The sequence below is a fragment of the Lichenicoccus sp. genome (genome assembly GCF_965276875.1).
Classification (GTDB): Bacteria; Pseudomonadota; Alphaproteobacteria; order Acetobacterales; family Acetobacteraceae; genus Lichenicoccus.
Window position 1 is genome coordinate 1,193,456 of record NZ_OZ255701.1, and the last position, 24,156, is coordinate 1,217,611.

General features: G+C 65.5%; 17 protein-coding genes. 15 read left to right on the forward strand and 2 right to left on the reverse strand.

The genetic code is table 11. The features are described from left to right. Positions 1-160: 160 nt before the first annotated feature. Positions 161-2,359, reverse strand: a complete 2,199-nt coding sequence (locus ACQY4K_RS05930) for a TonB-dependent receptor (RefSeq protein WP_428394277.1) — start codon at positions 2,357-2,359, stop codon at positions 161-163. A gap of 480 nt (positions 2,360-2,839) precedes the next feature. On the opposite strand from ACQY4K_RS05930, the gene ACQY4K_RS05935 reads away from it, so the two are divergent. From ACQY4K_RS05935 to ACQY4K_RS05945, 3 genes are read left to right on the forward strand one after another with little or no spacing between them, the layout of a single operon-like run. Next, positions 2,840-4,885, forward strand: a complete 2,046-nt coding sequence (locus ACQY4K_RS05935) for a serine hydrolase domain-containing protein (protein WP_428394279.1) — start codon at positions 2,840-2,842, stop codon at positions 4,883-4,885. Between the two features lie 23 nt (positions 4,886-4,908). Then, positions 4,909-7,014 (forward strand): S9 family peptidase, encoded by a 2,106-nt coding sequence (locus tag ACQY4K_RS05940; RefSeq protein ID WP_428394281.1) that lies wholly within the window; start codon positions 4,909-4,911, stop codon positions 7,012-7,014. 53 nt (positions 7,015-7,067) lie between these two features. Beyond that, entirely contained in the window at positions 7,068-7,751 is a 684-nt protein-coding gene (locus ACQY4K_RS05945; protein ID WP_428394283.1) for a helix-turn-helix domain-containing protein, read from the forward strand. Here ACQY4K_RS05945 and ACQY4K_RS05950 read toward each other — a convergent pair. Next, the gene (locus tag ACQY4K_RS05950) at positions 7,714-9,171 is read right to left on the reverse strand and encodes a M81 family metallopeptidase (protein WP_428394285.1); all 1,458 of its coding nucleotides are present in this window, start codon (positions 9,169-9,171) and stop codon (positions 7,714-7,716) included. The two genes, ACQY4K_RS05945 and ACQY4K_RS05950, sit on opposite strands and share 38 nt — an antisense overlap. Before the next feature lie 107 nt (positions 9,172-9,278). Between ACQY4K_RS05950 and ACQY4K_RS05955 the strand changes: the two genes are divergently transcribed. The 12 genes from ACQY4K_RS05955 to ACQY4K_RS06010 are packed head-to-tail and all read left to right on the forward strand — an operon-like array spanning position 9,279 to position 24,151. After that, positions 9,279-10,442: an NAD(P)/FAD-dependent oxidoreductase gene (locus ACQY4K_RS05955; protein ID WP_428394286.1), complete on the forward strand. Its 1,164-nt coding sequence runs from the start codon at positions 9,279-9,281 to the stop codon at positions 10,440-10,442. Beyond that, the gene (locus tag ACQY4K_RS05960) at positions 10,439-12,040 is read left to right on the forward strand and encodes a serine hydrolase (RefSeq protein ID WP_428394288.1); all 1,602 of its coding nucleotides are present in this window, start codon (positions 10,439-10,441) and stop codon (positions 12,038-12,040) included. The genes ACQY4K_RS05955 and ACQY4K_RS05960 overlap by 4 nt, the downstream gene beginning before the upstream one ends. Further along, positions 12,037-13,368, forward strand: coding sequence for an MFS transporter (locus ACQY4K_RS05965; RefSeq protein WP_428394290.1), 1,332 nt, complete (start codon positions 12,037-12,039; stop codon positions 13,366-13,368). The genes ACQY4K_RS05960 and ACQY4K_RS05965 overlap by 4 nt, the downstream gene beginning before the upstream one ends. Continuing rightward, positions 13,365-14,603, forward strand: coding sequence for a 3-methyl-2-oxobutanoate dehydrogenase (2-methylpropanoyl-transferring) subunit alpha (locus ACQY4K_RS05970; protein WP_428394292.1), 1,239 nt, complete (start codon positions 13,365-13,367; stop codon positions 14,601-14,603). Before ACQY4K_RS05965 ends, ACQY4K_RS05970 begins: the two co-directional genes overlap by 4 nt. Beyond that, positions 14,604-15,617, forward strand: a complete 1,014-nt coding sequence (locus ACQY4K_RS05975) for an alpha-ketoacid dehydrogenase subunit beta (RefSeq protein ID WP_428394293.1) — start codon at positions 14,604-14,606, stop codon at positions 15,615-15,617. 2 nt (positions 15,618-15,619) lie between these two features. Next, entirely contained in the window at positions 15,620-16,801 is a 1,182-nt protein-coding gene (locus ACQY4K_RS05980) for a dihydrolipoamide acetyltransferase family protein (protein ID WP_428394294.1), read from the forward strand. Continuing rightward, positions 16,801-18,198 carry a dihydrolipoyl dehydrogenase gene (gene lpdA / locus ACQY4K_RS05985; protein ID WP_428394296.1) on the forward strand — a complete coding sequence of 466 codons (1,398 nt, stop codon included), beginning with the start codon at positions 16,801-16,803 and terminating at the stop codon, positions 18,196-18,198. Before ACQY4K_RS05980 ends, lpdA begins: the two co-directional genes overlap by 1 nt. A 21-nt stretch (positions 18,199-18,219) precedes the next feature. Beyond that, positions 18,220-19,374 (forward strand): acyl-CoA dehydrogenase family protein, encoded by a 1,155-nt coding sequence (locus ACQY4K_RS05990; protein WP_428394298.1) that lies wholly within the window; start codon positions 18,220-18,222, stop codon positions 19,372-19,374. Beyond that, a complete protein-coding gene (locus tag ACQY4K_RS05995; protein WP_428394300.1) occupies positions 19,371-20,975 on the forward strand; it encodes a carboxyl transferase domain-containing protein in 1,605 nt (534 codons plus the stop codon). The genes ACQY4K_RS05990 and ACQY4K_RS05995 overlap by 4 nt, the downstream gene beginning before the upstream one ends. A gap of 1 nt (position 20,976) precedes the next feature. Continuing rightward, positions 20,977-22,851, forward strand: a complete 1,875-nt coding sequence (locus tag ACQY4K_RS06000; RefSeq protein WP_428394302.1) for an acetyl/propionyl/methylcrotonyl-CoA carboxylase subunit alpha — start codon at positions 20,977-20,979, stop codon at positions 22,849-22,851. Further along, on the forward strand, positions 22,851-23,303 hold the full coding sequence (locus ACQY4K_RS06005; protein ID WP_428394304.1) for a MaoC family dehydratase: 453 nt from the start codon (positions 22,851-22,853) through the stop codon (positions 23,301-23,303). The genes ACQY4K_RS06000 and ACQY4K_RS06005 overlap by 1 nt, the downstream gene beginning before the upstream one ends. Then, positions 23,300-24,151 (forward strand): HpcH/HpaI aldolase/citrate lyase family protein, encoded by an 852-nt coding sequence (locus tag ACQY4K_RS06010; protein WP_428394306.1) that lies wholly within the window; start codon positions 23,300-23,302, stop codon positions 24,149-24,151. Before ACQY4K_RS06005 ends, ACQY4K_RS06010 begins: the two co-directional genes overlap by 4 nt. The last annotated feature ends 5 nt before the right edge of the window (positions 24,152-24,156 follow it).

A 24,156-nucleotide genomic window follows, 5' to 3' on the forward strand; every position in this document is an offset into this window, starting at 1 on the left:
CGGCCAGGATCAAACTCCCCAGCCTCAGTCGGGCGCATCATCAGGCAGGAACGCTGGTCGTCGTTACAAGGGTCCCTCGCGACGGCTCTCAAGCGGCATAACAGCGGCTCAGCGTACGCTTCGGATCACGATGGATCACGCGAGGGAGCCGACCGCCGCCTCATATCCTGACCCGCAGGACCATTCCGACGGTGCGCGGCTGGATGATCGTGAGCTGCCCGGTCTGGTCCGCGCCCCCTTCATTCGTGTAGAAGGTGATGCCGCGACTGTCGCTGATATTCTTGAGGAACAGCTCAAGTCCGTAGCGCCCGATATCGACGCCTGCGTGTAGGTCTCCGGTGTTGTAGCTGGGAAGCTGGAGGTGCGAGACGGTGACGGTGGTGGTCGGCGAGAAGTCGGTGGAGCGTACGCCCGTGTAGCTCCAGATCCCGGAAACATACGCAGGGTAGCGACCAAAAAGGGCCCAATCATACTCGACGTCGACGTTGTTGGTCACGTCCGGTACGTAGGGCAGGTAGTCGCCTGCAAAGGCGCCGAGCCCGGGTGCGTTCTTGGTCAGGCGTGCGTCGGTATATTCGCCGGAGGTACTCAGCGTGAGGCCGCGTAATGGGACCCAGCGCAGGGTCCATTCCACGCCTTTGCTGCTGGCACTCCCGGCATTGCCGTTGACGCTGAATGGCCCCTCGGGCGTGTTGAAGACGGACAGGATCTGCACGTTTTTCCAATTGACATAAAAGCCAGTGACGTCGACCGCGACCTTCTTGTCAAAAAGATCCTGCCGTAAGCCGACTTCATAGTTTACCGTGCGATCGGGCTGGTACGTGTTCGGCAAGCCGACAACGCCAGGCACGGGAATATTGGCACCTCCAGGCCTGTAGCCTGTCGCGATCCGTCCGTAGACCATGGTATTGTCGGTCGGACGCCAGCGGGGTGCGACGGAATAGAGCGCATCGTGATCGTTCGAGTTCACCTCGCCAAGAGGCGTCGTCGGCCCATACAGCACACAGCAGCCGTAAACCGTCTGTGCATGTTGCGCGGTGCCGCTGAAGCGGCCGCCGAGCGAGACATCGAACGTCGGAATGAGGTGATAATCGACCTGACCGAACACGGCCCAACTTGACAGGGCGGCGTCCTCCGCGACGCCGCCTGCGGGAGGTGCCAGAACGCCAAGGCCGCTTGCATCCCGGGCGTCGAGATATTGCAGGAAGGCAGTATTTTCGTGCGTGTAGAAGGCGCCTCCCAGCCACTGGAACTTGCGGCCAAGCACCGTGAGTCCCGGATCGTTGGTCAGTCGGACCTCTTGATTGAACTTGCCGAGGTTGGAGTTCTGCCGCTCGCCGATGACGAGTGGAACCCCGTAGGCGTTCGCATCAAGATAGTCCGCGTAGTCCACTCCCGCGGCGATATTCGTGTTTGAGGCATCTGCATTGGTCTTGACGTCGTTGAAGGTGTAGCTGGTAATCGAGGTGAGGTTCGACCATCCGAAATCGTAGTTGATGTCGGCATAATATACGGCCGCCTCATTCTGGCCGGTGTTTGACAGCCGGCTGTTGTTGACCAGTCCATACGGGATCGACAGCTGATCGGCGGGTGGCGCCATCGGGTCGCGCGCCGCACCGACCGCCTGGATCAGGTCCGTGTTGTTGCTGAACAATGTCTGACGTTCCGCGGTGAGACGGACATAGAGGGCGGATGTCGGCTCGACCAACAGCGAGGCGCGCCAGCCATATTGGTGGCCGCTATTGGCGTTCGTCTTTCCCGCCTCGGGATTATCGATGTAGCCCGGTATCCACTCGTTCCAGCCGGTCAGGCGGATGGCCGCGATATCCTCGACCAGCGGGACGTTGACGAAGCCTTTCAGCGTGCCGCCGATGCCGCCGTCGGTGGCGCCGCTGATGCCGGACTCCAGGGCCGCGGAGTATTTCGTCAAAGTGGGCGGGTTGGTCACGTACTTGACGATGCCGCCTTCCGCGGTCGCGCCATAGAGGGTGCCTTGGGGGCCCTGCAGCACCTCGATGCGGCTCAGGTCATAGGTGTCGAAGTTGGAACTGTTGACAGCTGCATTGTTCTGCGCGCTCTCGGCGCTGGTCGGCACGTCGTCGAGAACCGATGCGACCTCGGTACCGACGCTGCCTGTGTTCAGTCCTCTGAGGACGATACGAACCTGGGTCTTGTCGGCCACCTGCACGGAAAGTCCAGGCACCTGCGAGGCGAGGTCCTGGATACTTGTATCCTGGCGGCGCTCCAATGTCTTGCCCGTGATAGCGGTGACGCTGTTGGCGACGTTCCGCTCCAGCTCTCGTCGTTTGTTGGCCGTGACGACGATCTGTTCGACCGCGGTGTCGGAACCGGGGCGCACGGCCTCCGGTTTGGCGGGACTGGACGGGTTCGTTTTTGCAGGCTGTCCGGACCCTCGATCCGCCACGACCGAGGGTGTTGAGGGTGCAGGTGCCACCTGCGCCCTTGCCTGCGCGCTCACGGCCGCAGCCAGCACGACGGCCATTCCCGGACGCAAACATGAGCGCTGCATGATCGTTCCTTGGGCTGTACGATTGCTCACATGTCGCAAAGTTTCGCTTGACGCGACGCTATTAGCGTGGGGGTGAAGGTGTCAAGCGTATGTGAAAGAAGTTTCTATTATTGCATAGGCTCGACCGATCAGGGTCGTCGGGCCCGAGCTCGAGACGCGTGGTTTTCAGCGTAGCCATCGCCAGTTTCGAAGATTTTTCCCGAAACTATTGTCGGTATTTAGAAACTTTGCCTAAAGTGAAAAGCGGTCCGCTGACGGTGGCTCGTTCGCAATCGCCACGACTCGGCCCCGTTGCCTGGAGATGCCTCAATGAAGACGAGACATGTGCTTGCCGCGACACTGGCGATGCTCGGATGGACCTGCTCGGGCGTCGCCCAGCAGCCGCGTGCGCCGATGTCCAACGCGCCGCCCGCGGCAGGCAGCGTGTCAGGTCCGTTGACGCCCCAAGCTGGTGCCTTACAGCCTGGCACCTCCCAACGGGGTGCCGCTCTCACGCGGGCGGACGTCCAGGCCTGGCTGGACGGCTTCCTGCCCTATGCCCTCAAGCGCGCGAACATCGCCGGTGCGGTGGTCGTCGTTGTCAAGGACGGCCAGGTACTTTTCCAGAAGGGCTATGGCTACTCGGACGGCGCCAAGAAGACGCCGGTTGATCCGAGCACCACCATGTTCCGGCCGGGCTCGGTGTCCAAGCTCTTTACCTGGACGGCGGTGATGCAGCAGGTCGAGCAGGGCAAGATCAACCTCGACGCCGACATCAACACCTATCTCGATTTCAAGATCCCGCCCTACGACGGCAAGCCGGTCACGATGCGGGATTTGATGACCCACACCGGCGGGTTCGAGGAGGACATCAAGAACCTGATCACGTCGGTTCCCGCCAGGATGCCGTCGCTGCGCGAGGCCCTTGTGCGCGACATACCCACGCGCATCTTCCCGCCGGGGCAGGTGCCGGCCTACTCCAACTTTGGCGCGGCACTCGCAGGATATATTGTGCAACGCACCTCCGGGCAGCCGTTCGACACCTATCTCGAACAGCATATCTTCGCGCCGCTCGGCATGCAGCATACCAGCTTCCGCCAGCCGTTGCCCGCCAGGCTGCAGCCGTTCATGTCGCGGGGTTATGCTGTTGCGACCGGCGACGCCAAGCCGTACGAGGAAATTGCCCTGGCGCCGGCGGGAAGCAGCGCCATCTCCGGCGCTGACATGGCAAAGTTCATGATCGCGCACTTGCAGAACGGTGAGTATTTGGGCCAGCGCATCCTGCAGGCGGCCACTGCGCGGGAAATGCACGACACCGCGCTCACGATCATACCACCGCTGGATCGCATGCTGCTCGGCTTCTACGAGGTCGACCGCAACGGCCAGCGCATCATCGGCCACGAGGGCGACACCAGGTTTTTTCACGCGCAGGTCAGCTTGTTCATCAGCCACAATGTCGGCGCTTTCATCGACATGAACAGCGCCGGCAAGGGCGACAGCGTGCAAGCCATCCGTCTGGCTCTGCTGCGCGGTTTCGCCGATCGATACTTTCCTGGGCCTGGGCCTGGGCCTGGGCCTGCACCGTCGGGCCAACCTAAGGCATATTCCGGCCAGCACGACTCCAAGCTCGTCGGCACCTACTACAGCTCACGTCGGCCCGATACGAACTTCATGTCCCTGCTGAACCTGCTCATAACGAACACCGTCTCGATCAACAGCAGGCACGATCTCGTCGCATCGCCGGTCACCGACCTGAGCGGAACGCCGACGCGGTTCAAGGAGGTCGGCCCGTGGTTGTGGCAGGCCGTGGATGGTCAGGGTTGGCTGGCCGCGAAGGTCCAGGACGGGCGGCTCGCAATGTGGTCGGAGGACAATTTCTCCCCATTCGAAGTGTTCATCCCGGCGCCCTGGTACAAGAACCCCTCGTTTCTGCTGCCGGCCATGGGAGCAGCCATCGCCGCCCTCCTGCTCACCGGGATTCTTTGGCCAGTGGCCGCATTCGTCCGCTGGCGCTACGGCGCGCGCCTGACGATGAGCCGGTCTGCAATCCACAGCTACCGCTGGACGCGCATCGCGGCGCTGGCAGCGGGGCTGCTGATGGTCGTGTGGCTGGGCACCGTCATGCTGATGATCAGCACGTTCGCGGTCAGTGACGCCATGGATCCGCTGATCCTCACGCTGCACATCCTCAGCATCATCGTCTTCCCGCTCGCTATCCTGTTCGCCGCCTGGAACATCCTCTCGGTATGGCGGTATCGCGTCGGCTTCGCGGGAGTTCTCGCCAAGGGTTGGAGCGTGGCCCTCATGCTCTCGACCCTGATCCTGCTCTGGATCGCCGTGATGTTCCACCTGATCGGCCTCGGGCTGAACTACTGACGCCGCGACAGGAGACCTGACAAATGCCGAGATTGTTGTCGTGGGTGGCTCGCGCTTTTGTCGTGGCCGGGGTGCTGCCCGGCCCGGCGGCAATCGCCCGGCTGCCTGGCTTCACACTGCGCCAGGTTCTGAGCGCGCCGTTTCCTTCTGACCTGGCCGCGGCGCCGTCGTCGGGGAGCCTTGCGTGGGTTTACGACGACCAGGGCGTGCGCAACGTCTGGGTGGCTGACCGGCAGGCCGACGGTTCCATCCGGAGCAGGGCCGTGACGCATTATGCGGGCGACGACGGCGGCGAGATCGGCCAGCTGAGCTGGAGCCCGGCTGGCCGGCAGCTCTTCTACACGCGCGGCGGCAGCCTGGAGGGAGGCCCGCCGGTCAACCCGCAAAGCCTGCCGTCCGGAGCGCCACCCCAGTCGGTCTGGTCCGTTGCGCTGGACGGCCAAGCGCCGCGCGTTGTCGGGCACGGGAACTCTCCCGTCGTGTCCACCAAGGGAGACGTGGTCGCGTTCCTGTCGCAAGGTAAGATCTGGACGGCGCCGACAGGCGGCGGCACGCCGAGCCAACTCATCCACGATTTTGGTGTCGACAGCGCGCTCGCCTGGTCCCCGGATGGCACCCGGCTCGCCTTCAACAGCACCCGCGCGGGCCACGCCATCGTCGGCGTGTTCGACCGGGCCGCGCACCGCATCGCCTGGATGGCGCCCAGCGTGGATGAGGACCTGGCGCCGGTGTGGTCGCCCGACGGACGTCGCATTGCGATGATCAGAATCCCCGCCGGGGCCGATGTCATCGACTTCATTTCGCGTCGTCAGGCGGCGCCCTGGTCGGTTTGGGTGTGTGATCCGAACACCGGGACGGGACACGCGATCTGGACCGCGCAGCCGGGTCGAGGCAGCCTCATGGACGCCGAGGTTAACGACCGCCAGTTGCTATGGGCGGCAGGCGACGTGCTGGTGTTTCCCTGGGAGCGTACTGGGTGGCTGCATTTGTACGCCGTGTCAGCTTCGGGCGGCGTCGCTCGGGAATTGACGACCGGCGGATCGTTCGAGGTGTTCAACACGACGCTCAGCCCGGATCGCAGCCGGCTTGTCTACTCCGCCAATAGCGGCGACATCGATCGGCGGCATCTCTGGAGTGTTGCGGTTGCCAGCGGCGCCCCCCGCCCGCTTACGCACGGCAGCGGGATCGAGGATATGCCGGCCATGGCGAGCGACGGACATTTGTTCGCCGTGCGCAGCGGTGGACGCGATCCGTTGCGGCCGGTCGCGGTCTCCCGGACGGACGGCACCATGACCGACCTGGCACCTCGCGCGATCCCGTCCGATTTCCCCACTTCCAAGCTGGTGCAGCCGAAGCTGGTCGTCTTTTCGGCCGCGGACGGGTTGCCAATCCATGGCCAGCTTTTCCTCCCGCCCGGCGGACACACGGGTCGTGGGCCGGCCATCCTGTTCTTCCATGGCGGTCCGGTACGGCAGATGCTTCCGGCATGGCACCCGATGGATGCGTATGCGTTCATGTACGGGTTCAACCAGTATCTCGCCAGCGAGGGCTATGTGGTGCTCTCGGTGAATTATCGCGGCGGCATCGGCTATGGTCTGGATTTTCGAGAGCCGCCTGGATTCGGCGCCGGCGGTGCCAGCGAGCTGAACGACATCCTGGGTGCGGCGCGGTTCCTCGACAAGCGGCCCGACATCGATCCGAAGCGAATCGGCATCTATGGCGGCAGCTATGGCGGCCTGATGACGGCGCTGGGCTTGGCCCGCGCCTCCAATCTGATCGCCGCCGGCGTCGACTATGCGGGCGTTCATGACTGGCGGGCACTGGAGCCGGAACTCTTCGCGCCGAACGCGCCGCCAGGCGCCGCTCGACTGGCCTATCAATCCTCCGCCATTGCGACGATGGACAGATGGCACTCCCCCGTGCTCGTCGCGCAAGCCGATGACGATCGCAACGTACCGTTTTCCCAGTCCATCGAGCTTGCCGAGGCGCTCCGCAAGCACCAGGTCAAATTCCAGCAACTTGTTTTCCCCGATGAGGTGCATGATCTTCTGCGCGCCGCATCCTGGCTCACTTTCTTCCACGCGGCCGACGCCTTCCTCGATCAGCACCTCATGCAGCCGGTCCGGTAGTGCCGGCTTCCTCTTCGATGTAGGATGTTTCTGAGTATTGGAGCGTGCCAGACGTGTCACCGACCGCAAAGCCCGGATCGGCCCTGAGAGCAGTACGCCTGGAGAAGGGATGGACGCTCGCGGAGGTCAGCCGCAGGACCGGGCTGCCGATTTCGACACTCTCAAAAGTCGAGAACGATAAGCTGTCGCTCAGCTACGACAAGCTCGCGCGCATCAGTAAAGGGCTGGAGATCGATATCGGTGTGCTGTTCGCACAGGATGCCGCTCGCCACCCGCTGTCGCTGGTGACCGGGCGGCGCAGTATCGCGCGCGTAGGTGAAGGACGAAGTATCGAGACCAACACGTACGGCCACATCTATCCAGCAACGGAATTGCTGAACAAGCGATTCATCCCCATCATCGCCGAGATCCGCGCCACGTCGCTCGCCGAGTTCGGTGAGATGATCCGTCACGCCGGAGAGGAGTACGCCTACGTTCTTGAAGGCTGCATCGATCTGCATACCGACCTCTACGCACCGGTTCGCCTGGAGACGGGAGACTCCATCTACTTCGACAGCGGCATGGGTCACGCCTATGTTGCGGTCGGAACAGGACCATGCAGGGTCCTCTCAATCTGTTCGGGACCGGAGTCACAGCTGATTGCCGCGATCGACAGGGATGCCGCGAAATCCGTGGCAGCCGCCGAGCCACCGGTTTCGATCAAGAGAGCGGGGCGGCGACGCGCGGGAAGTAGTTGAGGTCCCGCCGTCTTCGAAAGGGGAGTGCCGCGAAATCCATCTGCACGGCGCCTGGCGTTGCGCAATGGATCACGCGATCGGCAAGGGAGGCGAAATGGGTTTGAAAATGCTGGCTCGATTTGACCACGATCAGCCGCTTGCCTTCGAGCGCGATGCCGAGGCCCGTGAAGGCGTCGGGCGCGAAGGTCTGTGTGCGAATTGAGTTGACCACGACGTCGATGCCCTCGATCTCGAGCCATACCGAAAGACCCATCGCCGCACGCGACGTCCCCAGCCCAGCCTGATCGTGGTTGGTTCGGACTGCCCGTACCCGAACCTGGAAATCCGCGGCTTCTCCGGAGGCGGGCCCGCATTTCCCACCCAGGCGAAGCCGCAGTTTCGTGCCGACGCCCGATTCCGCGCACACTCCGGCTGCAATCGGATCCCAGATGCAGCCGAAGCAGGCATCGCGGATGTTCCGGCGCAGCATCGCCGTCAACAGGGTGACATTGTCGCTGGGCGCGCCGCCGCCGGCATTGTCCGCGGTGTCGGCAATGACCACGCGGCCCGGTGTGGCGAAAGCGAGATCGAGCGCCTCCTCCATGCCGGGAAAGTGCTGCAGCAACGCCTCGCGCTGTGCGTAGAACGCGCGGCCGAGCCTCTCCGCCAACGCGGCCGCGCGCGTCGCATCACCCTCGGTGACAACCAGCACCTTGGATCCGTTGTCGAACGTGTCTCCCCAGGGAAAGCCGTGCACGAAGCTGACCGATGCTACGCCGGGCTCCAATTCCGCCGATTTCATTTGCTCAAGCAGACCGGCCATCGGCTGCATCGTGGTCGGATAGAACCCGACCATCCGGCAATCGAACAGGTGCGAGGCCAACGCGATCTCGCCCGCGGCCTTGCGCACGCACAGACCGTAGAGCTCCTCGGCACGCTCCAGGAAGTCGATATGCGGATACTCCTTCATGCAGATGACGAGGTCGGCGGCGTCGACCAGCGCCTGCGAAAGATGGCAGTGCGGGTCAAGCTCGACGCCGATCGCCGCATCCCGCCCGACCACGTCGCGGATACGGATGACGAGGTCGGCCTCGCAATCCTCGCATTCCGTCGCCACCATGGCGCCATGCAGATAGAGCAGGATGACGTCGAACGGGCCAGCCGACCGGATTTCGTCCACGATCTGGTCGCGCAGGCTCTCGAAGACGGCTTGCACGGTTGGTCCCGACGGCTCGGCCGACGCGAACAGGCCCTCGACGAAGTCATGGCCGTCCCGGCCGGCAAGCGTGCGATACAGTCGCGCCACCAGGTTTTCGGGACAGTCGCCTGCAAGGCTGGCATTGCCTGGCCAGCGGCCACCTTCGTCGAAGGCACGATCCCCGGTTGGCCAGGGAGCAAACGTATTGGTTTCGGTGGCGAGACCAGCCGTGAAAATCCGCATGATGGCGGTTTTCATCCTGTGAAAAATGTTTCAAACGGCTTAAACCCGGACGGCGGACGCGGCAATCCCCCCACATGGTTTGCCGCGACATTCAACCCTGAAAGTCGATGATGGCCACGCGCTTTGACGTTCTGGTGATCGGAGGTGGTATCGCCGGCATCTCCGTCGCGGCAAACCTTGCCGCGGAGGTCTCCGTGGCCGTCATCGAGCGCGAGGCGCAGCCGGGCTACCATTCGACCGGCCGTTCCGCGGCCCTGTTCTCGGAAATCTACGGCAACGCCTCGATCCGCGCGCTGTCGCGGGGAAGTAGGGACTTCTTCTTCGCCCCGCCGCGCCAGTTCACCGACACGCCGCTCGTCCATCCACGTGGCTCGTTGTATATTGCGCGATCCGACCAGTTGGAGAGTCTGCATCGGATGGCGGCACTGCCGGACGTCGCCGCGGGCACGCGTTTTGTTGATGCCGCCGAAGCGCTGAAGCTCTCGCCGCTGCTGCGGGAGGGCTATGCTGCCCTGGCCCTCTACGAGCGGGACGCACGCGATCTCGAAGTCAGTGCGTTGCACCAGGGCTATCTGCGTCAACTCCGGGCGTCCGGCGGCCGGGTGCTGTTGCAGAACGGCATTCTGAGTCTTGAGCATTCGGGTGGCGTGTGGCAGGCCCGCAGCGGCACCGATGTGATCGAGGCGCCGATCGTGATCAATGCCGCCGGAGCCTGGGCGGAGCATGTGGGCGCCCTCGCGGGTGCGGCTCCGATCGGTCTGGCGCCATGTCGTCGCACCGTGGTGCTGGTGGAGGGTCCGGACAACGCCGGATACACCAAAAGTGCGATGACGATCGATATCGACGAGCAATTCTATTTCAAGCCCGACGCCGGATTGCTGCTGCTGTCTCCGGCCGACGAGGAGCCGATGCAGGCGTGCGACGTGCAACCCGACGAACTCGATGTCGCCATCGCCATCGACCGGGTGCAACAGGCGACGTCGCTGCAGGTGCGCCACGTCCGCGGCAAGTGGGCGGGACTTCGCAGCTTCGTAGCCGACCGCAGCCCGGTCGTCGGCTTCGATCCGCACTGTCCGGGTCTGTTCTGGCTTGCGGGTCAGGGCGGCTACGGCATCCAGACCGCGCCGGCGATGGGAAGGCTGGCCGCATCCCTGGTCAAGCGGCTGGGCGTTCCCGACGATTTGCTGGACCGGGGTTTGCAGCAGGCGGAGCTCTCCCCCGAACGTCTGGACCGCAAGCCCTCGCCGCTGCTCAAAGGGGGCACCCAATGAGTCCGGGTGCGCGTCCGAAGGGCTGGCTCGCGCGCACGCTCCTGGCCTGCGGTCTAGGCGTAGCGCCGAGCTTGGCGGCCATCGCGGCGAGCACGCCGCCCGTCGATATCGACCAACTCGCCGCGCGCGCCCAGAAGACCTTCTCCGTTCCCGGCATGGCGATCGCCGTCGTCAAGGACGACAAGATCGTGTTCGAGAAGGGCTATGGCGTTCGCGAGGTCGGCAAGCCCGGACGGGTCGACGCGCAAACCCTGTTCGGCATCGGCTCCAACACCAAAGCCTTCACCGTCGCGGCTCTCGGCATGCTGGTGGACCAGGGCAAGCTGCATTGGGACGACAAGGTCATCGACCATATCCCGCAATTCCGGCTTATGGACCCTTGGGTGACGCGGCAGTTCACCATCCGCGACATGCTGACCCATCGCAGCGGGTTGGGTCTCGGCGCCGGCGACCTGATGATCTTCCCGCAAACCGACTTCACCCGAAGCGATATCATCCATAATCTCCGCTTCCTCAAGCCGGTCTCCAGCTTCCGTTCGAAGTTCGACTACGACAATCTGCTCTACATTGTCGCCGGCCAGCTTATTCCCGCTACGACCGGCGTGAGCTGGGAGGATTTCGTACAAAAGAGAATCCTCGACCGGCTCGGGACCGGCTGCGCCGCCAATCTCCTGCACGCCGGCCGCAACCCGGACGTCGCATCGCCCCACGTCACGATCTCCGGCACGACCGCCGCGGTGGCACCCGACAAGAGCACGGCATTCGATCCGGCGGGGTCAATCGAGTGCAGTGCGCAAGGGATGGCAAAGTGGATGATCCTCCAGCTTGCCGACGGCCGCATTGCGGACGGTTTGCCGCTCTTCAGCAAGACGGTCCACGCCGACATGTGGACTCCGCAGACCATCATCACGCCGCTCCCCTCCACCGCAGGCCTGACGCAGACGCACTTCCTGGATTACGGACTCGGCTGGTTCCTGGAGAACGATTACGGCTACAGGCGGGTCTGGCATACCGGCGGCCTGATCGGGGAGGTCAGCTACGTGTCGCTGATCCCCTCGAAGCATCTCGGCATCGTGGTGCTGACCAATCAGGAAAGCGGCGGGGCGATCTATTCCGTCATGCAGACCCTGCTTGACGCCTATTTCGGTTCGCCGCGACGGGACTGGGTTGCCTATTGGAGCCAGCGCACCGAGAAGCAGGACCGCAAAGCCGCCGACGCCGATCGCGCCGCCAATGCCGCGATTGCCAAGTCCGGCGGCCATGCCGCGATGCCGCTCGACGCCTATGTGGGCACCTATCATGACCCCTGGCGCGGCGACGCGACGGTGAGCCGCACAGGCGATACGCTGCGGTTGAGCTTCAGCCACACGCATGACATGACCGGGACGATGCACGCGGTGAAGGGCAACGTTTTTGTCGTGCGCTGGGACGATCGCAGCCTCAAGGCCGATGCCCTGGTCAATTTCGAGACCGGTTTCGCCGACACGGTGCGCGGCATGACGATGAAGGCGCTGTCTCCCACCACGGATTTCAGCTTCGACTTCCACGACCTCGATTTCACCAGGCAGGCCGAGGCGACTGGGCCTGCCGCGCGGTGAGCGCCACGGCGCCCGCGCTCGAGACCGATCGCGCCTGGCCAGCACTGCTTCCTGCCTGGTGGGCAGTCACGGTCTTCACGCTCTGCGCCGTGCTGTCCTACACCGATCGGCAGATCCTGAGCCTGCTTGTCGACCCGATCCGGGCCGACCTGCACATCAGCGACACCCAGATCAGCCTGCTCCAGGGGCTCGCCTTCGCCCTGATCTACTCAATTGCGGGGCTGCCTCTCGGCCGTCTCGCGGATCTGGTGCCACGTCGCGCGGTCATCATCTGCGGTGTGCTGGTATGGACGGTCGCGACTGTCGCCTGCGGCCTGAGCCACAGCTTCGGCGCCCTGTTCGCGGCACGGGTGTTCGTGGGAGTCGGGGAAGCCGCGCTGGCGCCGGCGGCAATGTCGATGATCACCGACCTGTTCGCGCCGTACCGGCGTGGTGCCGCCATCGGCGTGTTCGTCATGGGGATGGTGGTCGGCGGCGGCATCGCACTTGGCATCGGCGGCTTCCTGTTGCAGGCGGCACAGGACGGCTTGCTGCGCAGCCTGCCGCTGCTGGGCGCGCTATCGCCGTGGCGCGCGTCGCTGCTGCTGCTCGGCCTGCCCGGGCTCGGTCTGGTGCTCCTGCTGCTGACGGTCAGGGAGCCGGCGCGCCGTCATCAGGGCGGCATTGCCACGCCGCGGCACTACAGCCTGCGTGAGGTGGGCGGCGAGCTGGTGCACCGCGGCGGTATCGTCTTCCCTCTGCTTGGGGCCATGGCGCTGATGTCGGTGGGCGATTTTTCGCTCATGAACTGGGTGCCCTCGCTGTTGTCTCGCGACTACCATCTCTCCTTTGCCGCGATCGGCGGAATCCTCGGCGGTCTTGCGGTGGTCATGGGAGGGTTGGGTACGGTGCTTGGCGGCCTGATTTCCGATCGCGCCGCGTCCGCCGCGGCCGGCGGTTTGCGGCTGCGGATCATCGCGGCAATGCTGTCGGCGCTGCTGGCGTTGCCGCTGCTGCTGCTTGGCGGCACGTCGCGCGTATGGGAGGTGTTCGTGCTGTTTGGTTGGTGGAACCTGTTTTCCTCGGCCGCGGGAACGATCGGCATTACCGCCATCCAGGAGGCGGTGCCGAACGAAATGCGCGGACTGACGATCTCGATGGTCTCGTTCGGCAATATCCTCGGCGGCCTGGGCCTCGGCACGATGGCCACTGCGATGATCACGGAATTTGTCTTCCACGATCCGCATCGGGTCGCGGCGTCACTCAGTCTGGTTGTCGGTCCGGCGGCGATCCTCGGCTGCCTGCTGTTCTGGCGCGCGTCGGTCGGCGCCGCACGGGCCTCGGCATGAGTAGCGGCGAGAATCGGCCGCGGCTACGGCTGCACGTCCCCGCGCCGCGCGCGCGACCTGGTGATGCGGCGGATTTCAGCCATATTGCCATCCCCGAAGCGGGTGCGACCCGTCGGCCGGACGTGCTGGCCGCGGAGTCGGAGATGCGCGACATGCCTTACGGGCTCGTTCGCGTCCTGGATTTCGAGGGTGGAGCCAACGGGCCGTGGAACCCGCGACTCGATTCCGAGACCTTGGCGCGCGGGCTGCGCGCGATGCTGCTGACGCGGGTGTTCGACACCATCATGTTCCAGGCGCATCGGCAGGGAAAAACCTCGTTCTTCATGACCTCCACAGGAGAGGAGGCGCTGGGTGCCGCACCCTCTATGGTGCTCGGCCGTGAGGACATGTGCTTTCCGACCTATCGCGTCGTCAGCTACCTGATGGCGCGCGACTATCCGCTGCTCTCGCTGGTCAACCAGATCTACTCGAACGCCGACGATCCGCTGCGGGGACGACAGCTGCCGATCCTGTATTCTGCGCGCGAGTACGGCTTCTATTCGCTTTCCGGCAATGTCGGCAGCCGCTTCGGCCATGCCGTCGGCTGGGCAATGGCGTCTGCCTACAAGGGAGACGACAAGATCGCCATCGCCTATATCGGCGAGGGCACGACCGCCGAAGGCGACTTCCATGAGGCGCTGACGTTTGCCGCGGTCTATCGCGCGCCGGTCATCCTGTGCATTACCAACAACCAATGGGCGATCTCCTCGTTCCAGGGCACCGCCGGCGGCGAGGAGACGACGTTCGCGGCGCGTGCGATCGGCTACGGCTTGCCCGGCCTACGTGTCGACGGCAACGATTTCCTGGCGGTCTATGCGGCAACGCTTTGGGCGGCGGAGCGCGCGCGCGGCAATGGCGGTGCCACGCTGATCGAGTTCGTCACCTATCGCGCTGGCGGCCACTCGACCAGCGACGATCCCTCCAAATATCGTCCCAGCGATGAAGCGCGCCACTGGCCGCTGGGCGACCCGATCAACCGGCTGAAGGCGCATCTGATCGCGGCCGGTGCATGGTCCGAGCCGCGGCATGAGGCGCTCGAGTCTGAGCTGACCGGGCTGGTGCGCGCGGCGAAAAAGGCAGGCGAGGCGGTCGGCACGCTCGGCACCTCAAAACCCGGCACGCGCGAGATGTTCGAGCAGGTCTACAAGACCGATGACTGGCGCATCATCGAGCAGCGCCGGGAACTCGGTGTCTGAATGGCCAGCATGAACATGATCCGCGCGATCAATTCGGCACTCGATGTGATGCTGGGGCGCGATCCCGACGTTCTGGTGTTCGGCGAGGATGTCGGCTATTTCGGCGGCGTGTTCCGCGCCACGGACGGGCTGATGCGCAAGCACGGGCCGACCCGATGCTTCGATACGCCGATCTCCGAAGGCGGCATCGTGGCGACCGCGATCGGCATGGGCGCGTACGGGCTGCGGCCGGTCGTCGAAATCCAGTTCGCCGACTACATCCTGCCCGCCTACGACCAGCTCGTCTCGGAGGCGGCGCGGCTGCGCTACCGCTCCGCGGGCGAGTTCTGGGCGCCGATCACAGTGCGCTCGCCCTATGGAGGCGGCATCTTCGGCGGACAAACGCACAGCTCCAGCCCCGAGGCGATCTTCGCGCATGTATCGGGACTGAAGACAGTGATTCCCTCCAACCCGTACGATGCCAAGGGATTGCTGATCGCCGCGATCGAGGATGACGATCCGGTGATCTTCCTCGAGCCGAAGCGCCTCTATAATGGCCCATTCAACGGCCGCTTCGACCAGCCGGTCGGCACCTGGGCGCAGCATCCGAGCAGCGAAGTGCCAGAGGAACACTACAGGGTTCCGCTGGGGCAAGCCGTGATCGTCCGCGAGGGATCGGCAATGACCGTGCTCGCCTATGGCACGATGGTGCATGTCGCACTCTCGGCGGTGGAGGAAAGCGGCATCGACGCCGAGGTGATCGACCTGCGCAGCATCGTGCCGCTCGATCTCGACACCATCATCGGATCGGTGCGCAAGACCCGGCGCTGCGTGATCGTGCACGAGGCGTCGCGCTATGGCGGCTTTGGCGGCGAGCTGTCGGCGCTGGTGCAGGAGCGCTGCTTCTATCATCTCGAGGCGCCGATCGAAAGGGTCACGGGCTGGGACACCCCCTATCCGCATGCCTTCGAGTGGGACTACTTTCCCGGACCGGCCCGCGTGATCTCGGCGATGCAGCGCGCCCTGAAGGATTGACGATGGGCAACTACGTGTTCCGGCTGCCGGATATCGGCGAAGGGGTCGCCGAGGCGGAGATCATCGCCTGGCGGATCAAGGTCGGCGACCATATCGAGGAAGACCAGGCGACGGTCGACGTGATGACCGACAAGGCGACGGTCGAGATGACCACGCCGGTGTCCGGCCGGGTGCTGGCGCTGCACGGCGAGGTCGGCCAGATGGTGCCGGTGGGCACGCCGCTGATCGAGATGGACCGCGATAATGCGGCAGCGCCGTCCCCCGCCCTACCCGAGCCCGAGGTCTCCCCAACCAATTCTGTCCGCGACGAGGCGCCGCTCGCGTCGCCTGCAACCCGCAGGCGTGCCCACGAACATGGGATCGACCTGCGGTTGGTGCCTGGCACCGGACCCGCCGCTCGTATCACGCCAGACGATCTCGACGCCTTCATCGCGCGCGGCGACCCAGCCATTCAACAACCCGCAAGCGAGGGCTTGTCGCGCACCGGCGTCAGCGAGATCAGGATTACTGGCCTGCGCCGCAAGATCGCGGAGCGGATGCAGGACTCCAAGCGGCGCATTCCGCATTTCGGCTATGTGGAGGAGTTTGATCTGACCGAACTCGAAAGCCTGCGCCGCACGCTGAACGAGACCCGAACCGCGGAGCAGCTGAAGCTCTCTCTGTTGCCGTTCTTCATGCTTGCAATCACCAGGCTGACCGCCACGTTCCCGCAGCTCAACGCGCGATTCGACGATGTGGCCGGCATTCTGCGCGTCCATGACGGCGTGCATGTCGGCATCGCCACCCAGACCGCGGGCGGCCTGATGGTCCCGGTGGTGCGGCACGCGGAGACGCTCGATCTGTGGGGGTGCGCGCGTGAGTTGGCGCGCGTGACCGCCGCCGCGCGCGATGGCAGTGCCGCGCGCGACGAACTCACCGGCTCGACGATCACGCTGACCAGCCTGGGTGCGCTCGGCGGCGTCTCCGCCACCCCGGTGATCAATGCGCCGGAGGTGGCGATCATCGGCCCGAACAAGCTGATTGAACGCCCGGTAGTACTGCACGGCCAGATCACCATACGAACGATGATGAACGTGTCCTCGTCGTTCGACCACCGGATCGTCGACGGCCATGACGCGGCCCGCTTCGTGCAAGCACTCAAGCGGTTGATCGAGCATCCCGCCTTGCTGTTCATGGAGTCCTGATGCCGGCCACGATCACGGCCAGGGTTGTTGTCGTCGGCGGCGGTCCGGGCGGCTACGTCGCCGCAATCCGCTGCGGGCAGCTTGGGCTCGACACCATCCTGATCGACGAGCAGCGGCTCGGCGGCACCTGCCTGTTGCGCGGCTGCATTCCGTCCAAGGCGATGATCCATGCTGCGTCGCAGTTCGCGCTGATGACCGAGACCGCGGCGGCCCCGCACCTCGGCATCAGCCTGGCGGCGCCGCCCGAAATCGACATCGCGGCCACCGTCCGCTGGAAGGACGGGATCGTGGGCCAGCTCAGCGACGGAGTCGCAGGGTTGCTCAAACGCGCCAAGGTGCGCGTGCTGCAAGGACGCGCACATTTCACCGACGGCAAGACCTGCCGCGTCGTCTCGGAGGCGGGCGAGAGCGTCGTTGCCGCCGAGCACGTCATCCTCGCCACCGGCTCGGTAGCAGCGCCGCTGTCCGCGCTGGAGTTCGGCGGCTTGGTGATCTCGTCGGCCGAGGCGCTGTCGCTCGCCGCGTTGCCGAAGCGGCTCGTGGTGGTCGGCGGCGGCTATATCGGGGTCGAGCTGGGCAGCGCGTTCAGCAAGCTCGGCGTCATAGTCACGATCGTCGAGGCGCAGGCACAAATCCTGCCGAACTACGACGCGGAACTGGTCGCCCCGGTGCGCGCGGCCTTGGCACGGCAAGGCGTCGAGATCCATGGCAGCGCGACGGCACTCGGTCTCGATGAGTCCGGTGCTGCGCTGCAAGTCAGGACGTCTGACGGAGAGACATTGTCGCTGCCGGCCGACAGGATTCTGGTAACCGTGGGCCGGCTGCCGGCGACGCAGGGCTGGGGCCTGGAAAACATGTCCGTGCAAATGGACGGCCGTTTCATCGAAATCGATGACCGCTGCGCCACGTCGATGAAGAATGTCTGGGCAATTGGCGACCTGGTCGGCGAGCCGATGCTGGCGCATAAGGCGTCCGCGCAGGGCGAGATGGTGGCCGAAATCATCGCCGGGCACCGCCGCCGCTTCGACCCCGCGACGATCGCCTCGGTCTGCTTTACCGACCCCGAGATCGTCAGCGCCGGCCTCGTACCGGACGCGGCAGAGCCAGACCTCGTCGTCTCAAGCTTTCCGCTGCGCGCCAACGGCAGGGCGTTGTCGATTGATGCGGGGCGCGATGGCGGCTTCGTCCGCGTCGTCTTCCGCGGGCGCGATCGGCGCATCCTTGGCGTGCAGGCGGTGGGTCAGCATGTCGCCGAGCTCGCCGGCGCATTTGTCGGCGCCATCGAGATGGGCGCCGTGCTCGAAGACATCGCCGGCACCATCCACGTCCATCCCACCCTCGGCGAGGCGTTCCACGAGGCAGCACTCAAGGGCCTTGGGCATGCCATCCACATCTGATGCACAAACGGAGGCTCGCGCATGAATGCCGAATTCGACTTCGCGCTCGGCGACGTTGCCGACCAGATCCGCGAGACGACACGCCGTTTCGCCACCGATCGGATAGCACCGATCGCGGCACAAATCGATGCGGAGAACAGCTTCCCGCGCGCGCTGTGGCCGGAGATGGGCGCGCTCGGCCTGCACGGCATCACCGTCGAGGAAGAATATGGCGGCCTCGGGCTTGGCTATCTCGAACATGTGGTGGCGATGGAGGAAATCTCGCGCGCCTCGGCTTCGGTCGGTCTCAGCTACGGCGCGCACTCGAATTTGTGCATCAACCAGATCCGCCGCTGGGGGACCGAGGCGCAGAAGCGTCGTGTGCTGCCCGGGCTGATCTCTGGCGAGCATGTCGGCAGTCTGGCGATGTCCGAAGCAGGATCGGGGTCGGACGTGATTTCGATGCGATTGCGCGCGGAACGAAGCGGCGAGGGCTGGCGGCTTAATGGCACAAAGTTCTGGATCACCAACGCGCCGGAGGCACAAATCCTGGTGGTCTATGCCAAGAGCGATCCGAACGCCGGTCCGAAGGGGATCACCACCTTCCTGATCGAGCGCGAGATGCCCGGCTTTTCGGTGTCGAAGAAGCTCGACAAGATGGGCATGCGCGGCTCCGACACCGCCGAGCTGGTCTTTGAGGATTGCGACGTGCCGGCCGAGAACATCATCGGCAAGGAGGGCCAGGGGGCGGCGATCCTGATGTCGGGGCTTGATTACGAGCGCGCGGTGCTCGCGGGCGGACCGCTCGGCATCATGCAGGCCTGCCTGGATTGCGTGCTGCCCTATGTCCGCGAGCGACGCCAGTTCAACGCCGCGATCGGTTCGTTCCAGTTGATGCAGGCCAAGGTCGCGGACATGGTGGTGGCGCTGAATTCGGCGCGCGCCTACGTCTATGCGGTGGCGCGGGCCTGCGATCGCGGCCGGACCACACGCGCCGATGCCGCGGGCGCGATCCTGCTCGCCAGCGAGAACGCGGTGCGGGTGTCGCTGGAGGCGATTCAGGCGCTCGGCGGCGCCGGCTACACCAGGGAATGGCCGGTGGAGCGTTTCCTGCGCGACGCCAAGCTCTACGACATCGGCGCCGGCACCAACGAAATCCGGCGCTATTTGATCGGACGCGAGCTGATCGGCGCATGACCACGCTCGCCAGCAGCGTCGATCCGGCAGCCGCCAGCTTTGCGGCGAATGGCGCGCATAATCGCGCGCTGGTGGATCAGTTGCACGAGACGATGCGGCTGGCGGGTCTGGGCGGTTCGGAGGCGTCGCGGGCGCGCCATACGGCACGCGGCAAGCTGCTGCCACGCGCGCGCGTGCATCGGCTGCTCGATGCGGGGTCCGCCTTTCTGGAGATCGGCGCACTTGCCGCGCACGGGCTGTATGAAAACCAGGCGCCGGGTGCGGGAATGATCGCCGGGATCGGCCGGGTGTCGGGGCGCGAGGTAATGATCGTCGCCAATGATCCGACCGTCAAAGGCGGCGCCTATTTTCCGCTGACCGTGAAGAAGCATCTGCGAGCGCAGGAGATCGCACGCGAGAACCGCCTGCCCTGCATCTATCTGGTCGATTCCGGCGGCGCCAACCTGCCGCACCAGGCCGAGCTGTTCGCCGATCGCGAGCATTTCGGCCGCATCTTTTTCAACCAGGCCAACATGTCGGCCGAAGGCATCCCGCAGATCGCCTGCGTGATGGGAAGCTGCACCGCCGGCGGCGCCTACGTGCCGGCGATGTCCGACGAGACCGTCATCGTGCGCAACCAGGGCACGATCTTCCTCGCCGGCCCGCCGCTGGTGAAGGCCGCGACCGGCGAGGTGATCACCGCCGAGGAACTCGGCGGCGCCGATACCCACGCGCGCCGCTCAGGTGTCGTCGATCATGTCGCACAGAACGATCTGCACGCGCTGCTGATCGTGCGCGAGATCGTCGGCAGACTGAACGTGACGAAGTCGCCGGACATCGCAATCCGCACGCCGCGGCCGCCGCTGCTCGATCCGCACGATCTCTACGGCATCATCCCGACCGACGTGCGCGCACAATATGACGTGCACGAGGTGATCGGCAGGATCGTCGACGGCTCCGAGTTCCAGCCGTTCCGTGCGCTCTACGGCGCCACCCTGGTGTGCGGGTTCGCGCATCTTTGGGGCGTGCCGGTCGCGATCCTCGCCAATAACGGCGTGCTGTTCTCGGAGTCCGCCCAGAAGGGCGCGCACTTCATCGAGCTCGCCTGCCAGCGTCGTATTCCGCTGCTGTTCCTGCAGAACATCTCCGGCTTCATGGTCGGCGGCAAGTATGAGGCGGGCGGCATCGCCAAGGATGGCGCCAAGCTGGTCACCGCGGTCGCCACCGCAACGGTTCCGAAGATCACGGTGCTGATCGGCGGCAGTTTCGGCGCCGGCAATTACGGCATGTGCGGCCGCGCCTACGCGCCGCGTTTCCTGTTCAGTTGGCCGAACAGCCGAATCAGCGTCATGGGCGGCGAACAGGCGGCGTCGGTGCTGGCGACGATACGTCGCGACGGCGCTCGCGGCGAGGCATGGAGCGAGACCGAGGAGCTCGCCTTCAAGCAGCCGATCCGCGATCGCTACGAAACCGAGGGCAATCCCTATTACGCCACCGCCCGGCTCTGGGACGACGGCATCATCGACCCGGTGCAGACACGCGACGTGCTGGGGCTCGCCTTGAGCGCCACGTTGAACGCGACAATCCCAGCGCAGCCGCGCTTCGGCCTGTTCCGGATGTGACATGATGATGCACAGCCTGCTGATCGCCAACCGCGGCGAGATCGCCGCGAGGATCATCCGCACCGCGCGGCGCCTCGGCATTCGCACAATCGCCGTGTATTCCGAGGCCGACGCCGACATGCCGTTTGTCCGCCAGGCCGACCAGGCCGTGGCGATCGGGCCCGCACCGGCGCGCGAAAGCTATCTGGTGGCGGACAAGATCCTGCAGGCGGCGCGTGAGACGGACGCCGATGCGATCCATCCGGGCTATGGCTTCCTCTCGGAAAACGCGGCCTTTGCCGCACAGGTGCAAGAAAGCGGCCTGATCTGGGTGGGCGCGCCACCGGCGGCGATCGCGGCGATGGGGCTCAAGGATGCGGCCAAGCGGTTGATGCAGGAGGCGGGGGTTCCTGTAACACCCGGCACGCTTGGCGAGGACCAGTCCCCGGCGCGGCTACGGGCCGAAGCGGACGCGATCGGCTACCCGGTGCTGATCAAGGCGGTCGCGGGCGGCGGCGGCAAAGGCATGCGCCGCGTCGACGACGCGAACTCCTTCGCGGACGCGCTCGGATCGTGTTTGCGCGAGGCGCGTTCCGCGTTCGGTGACGATCGTGTGCTGATCGAGAAATATGTCACCGCACCACGCCATATCGAGGTGCAGGTATTCGGCGACCTGCACGGAAACGTCGTGCATTTGTTCGAGCGCGACTGCTCGCTGCAGCGCCGCCACCAGAAGGTGATCGAGGAATCGCCGGCACCCGGCATGGATGCCGCGACGCGTGCCGCCATCTGCGACGCCGCGTTGCTTGCAGCGCGCGCGGTCTCGTATGTCGGGGCAGGCACGATCGAGTTCATCGCTGACGCCAGCGAAGGCCTGCGCGCCGATCGCACCTGGTTCATGGAGATGAACACACGCCTGCAGGTCGAGCATCCGGTGACTGAGGCGGTGACCGGATACGACCTGGTGGAGTGGCAGCTCCGGGTCGCGTCCGGTGAGGCGTTGCCCGCGACGCAGGAGCAGATCACCATGACCGGCTGCGCGATGGAGGCGCGGCTCTACGCCGAAAACCCGCAGACCGGCTTCCTGCCACAGGTCGGCCGGCTGGACCATCTGCGACTGCCCAATTTCGTCCGGGTCGATTCCGGCGTCGAGCAGGGCTGCACGATCTCGCCTTATTACGACCCGATGATCGCCAAGCTGATCACGCACGCGCCGACGCGCGAGGCTGCGGCGGCGCGGCTGGCCGAAGCCTGCGCCGCGGTCGAGGTCTGGCCCGTGCGCACCAACGCGGCGTTCCTCGCGCGCACGCTCGCCGACCCGGCGTTCCGCTCGTCGCAGATCGACACCGGCTTCATCGAGCGGCACGCGGATCGCCTCGTTGCCTCCGCCGAGCCGTCCGGCGCGGTGATGCAAGCGGCCGCGCAGGCGTTGCTGCCTTCGCCCGGTACAGATCCGTGGACGACGCTTGCCGGGTTCCGGATCAATGCGCCGCCCGACCGTTCGGTGCTGGTGGAGATCGACGCCACGCCTTACCTGGTCGAGGTAGCGCCTGGTGCCGCGGCCGGCAGCATCATCTGGTCAGGCTCGGAGCGGGTGCTGTTTCAGGGAGGCATGGGATGGCGCGTCGGGGAGCCGCAGGCCAGGCACCTTGTCGCGGATGCCACCGACGTAGACGGCACGGTGCTGTCGCCGATGCCGGGACATGTCATCGCGGTCGAAGTCGCCGAGGGCAATAGCGTGACCCGCGGACAGACGCTGCTCGTCGTCGAGGCGATGAAGATGGAGAACCGGCTGGTCGCCCCGTTCGATGGGACGGTGACGGCGCTGCATGCGGTCGTTGGCCGGCAGGTCAGCGAGGACATGGTGCTCGCGCGCATCAAGCGAGGGCAGCCGTAATGGCGGGGCGCTTCTTCGAGGACTGGACGGTCGGCGACGCGCTCACCCACGAGATCCGCCGCACCGTGACCGAAACCGACAACCTGCTGATCTCGGCGCTGACGCATAATCCGCAGCCGCTGCACCTTGACGCCGAGTATGCGGCGGCAAGTGCTTTCGGGCGTATCGTGGTCAACGGGACCTTCACCTTCGCCCTGATGATCGGGCTTTCCGTCGGTGACACCACGCTCGGCACGCTGATCGCCAATCTCGGCTACGACAAGGTCGTCATGCCCAAGCCGGTGTTCATTGGCGACACGGTGCACGCGCAAACCACGATCACCGCGCTGCGCGAAAGCCGCTCCCGCCCGCAAGCTGGGCTGGTCACCTTCGAGCACCGCCTGCGCAACCAGGACGACGTGATCGTCTGCCAATGCCTGCGCACGGCCCTGGTGAAGCGGAGGGACGTGTGATCCTGCGTTCGCTTCTGTTCGTCCCTGCTGACCGTCCCGAGCGGATCGACAAGGCGCTCGCAAGCGGCGCCGACGCGGTGATCCTCGACCTCGAGGATTCCGTGACCTCCGAGCGAAAGGCGCTGGCGCGGGAGACGGTGGCGGCGGTGCTCGCGCGTCCGGATCGGCAGGTCGCGATCTTCGTGCGCATCAATCCGCTCGATAGCGCGCACGCGATGCGGGACCTGGACGCGGCGGCACCCGGACGCCCGGACGGCATCGTGCTGCCGAAAGCTGAAGGCGCGCGGTCGCTGATCGATCTCAACGCGGGCCTGAGCGCACGCGGGGACGGCAGCGCCCGCATCCTGCCGATCGCCACGGAAACACCGGCGGCGATGTTCCGGCTGGGCGAGTATGCGGGCGTGACGGATCGCCTGGTCGGCCTCACCTGGGGTGCCGAGGACCTGCCGGCGGCGATCGGGGCTGCGACCGCGCGCGAGCCGGACGGAAGCTACACGCCGCCTTATCAGCTCGCCCGCTCGCTCACCCTGTTCGCCGCCGCCGCCGCCGAGGTGGCACCGATCGAGACCGTGTTCCCGGACTTTCGCGACCTGCCTGCCTTGTCCGCCTATGCAAGTCGGGCGGCACGCGATGGGTTTACCGGCATGCTGGCGATCCACCCGAGCCAGATCGCCGCGATCCATACGGCCTTCACGCCCTCGCCATCGGCGATTGAGAACGCCCAGGCCGTCGTCGATGCATTTGCGGCCAATCCCGGTGCCGGTGCCATCGCACTCAACGACAGGATGCTCGACGCACCGCATCTCAGGCAGGCGCGCCGGATCCTCGCGAGATGTGCTGCTGTCTAAATGCG

What these genes read in the sequence shown, in the direction of transcription:
- ACQY4K_RS05935 (WP_428394279.1), top strand. Translation starts at nt 2,840, where the DNA reads ATGAAGACGAGACATGTGCTTGCCGCGACACTGGCGATGCTCGGATGG.
- ACQY4K_RS05940 (WP_428394281.1), top strand. Translation starts at nt 4,909, where the DNA reads ATGCCGAGATTGTTGTCGTGGGTGGCTCGCGCTTTTGTCGTGGCCGGG.
- ACQY4K_RS05950 (WP_428394285.1), bottom strand. Translation starts at nt 9,171, where the DNA reads ATGCGGATTTTCACGGCTGGTCTCGCCACCGAAACCAATACGTTTGCT.
- ACQY4K_RS05955 (WP_428394286.1), top strand. Translation starts at nt 9,279, where the DNA reads ATGATGGCCACGCGCTTTGACGTTCTGGTGATCGGAGGTGGTATCGCC.
- ACQY4K_RS05960 (WP_428394288.1), top strand. Translation starts at nt 10,439, where the DNA reads ATGAGTCCGGGTGCGCGTCCGAAGGGCTGGCTCGCGCGCACGCTCCTG.
- ACQY4K_RS05970 (WP_428394292.1), top strand. Translation starts at nt 13,365, where the DNA reads ATGAGTAGCGGCGAGAATCGGCCGCGGCTACGGCTGCACGTCCCCGCG.
- ACQY4K_RS05975 (WP_428394293.1), top strand. Translation starts at nt 14,604, where the DNA reads ATGGCCAGCATGAACATGATCCGCGCGATCAATTCGGCACTCGATGTG.
- ACQY4K_RS05980 (WP_428394294.1), top strand. Translation starts at nt 15,620, where the DNA reads ATGGGCAACTACGTGTTCCGGCTGCCGGATATCGGCGAAGGGGTCGCC.
- lpdA (WP_428394296.1), top strand. Translation starts at nt 16,801, where the DNA reads ATGCCGGCCACGATCACGGCCAGGGTTGTTGTCGTCGGCGGCGGTCCG.
- ACQY4K_RS05990 (WP_428394298.1), top strand. Translation starts at nt 18,220, where the DNA reads ATGAATGCCGAATTCGACTTCGCGCTCGGCGACGTTGCCGACCAGATC.
- ACQY4K_RS05995 (WP_428394300.1), top strand. Translation starts at nt 19,371, where the DNA reads ATGACCACGCTCGCCAGCAGCGTCGATCCGGCAGCCGCCAGCTTTGCG.
- ACQY4K_RS06000 (WP_428394302.1), top strand. Translation starts at nt 20,977, where the DNA reads ATGATGATGCACAGCCTGCTGATCGCCAACCGCGGCGAGATCGCCGCG.
- ACQY4K_RS06005 (WP_428394304.1), top strand. Translation starts at nt 22,851, where the DNA reads ATGGCGGGGCGCTTCTTCGAGGACTGGACGGTCGGCGACGCGCTCACC.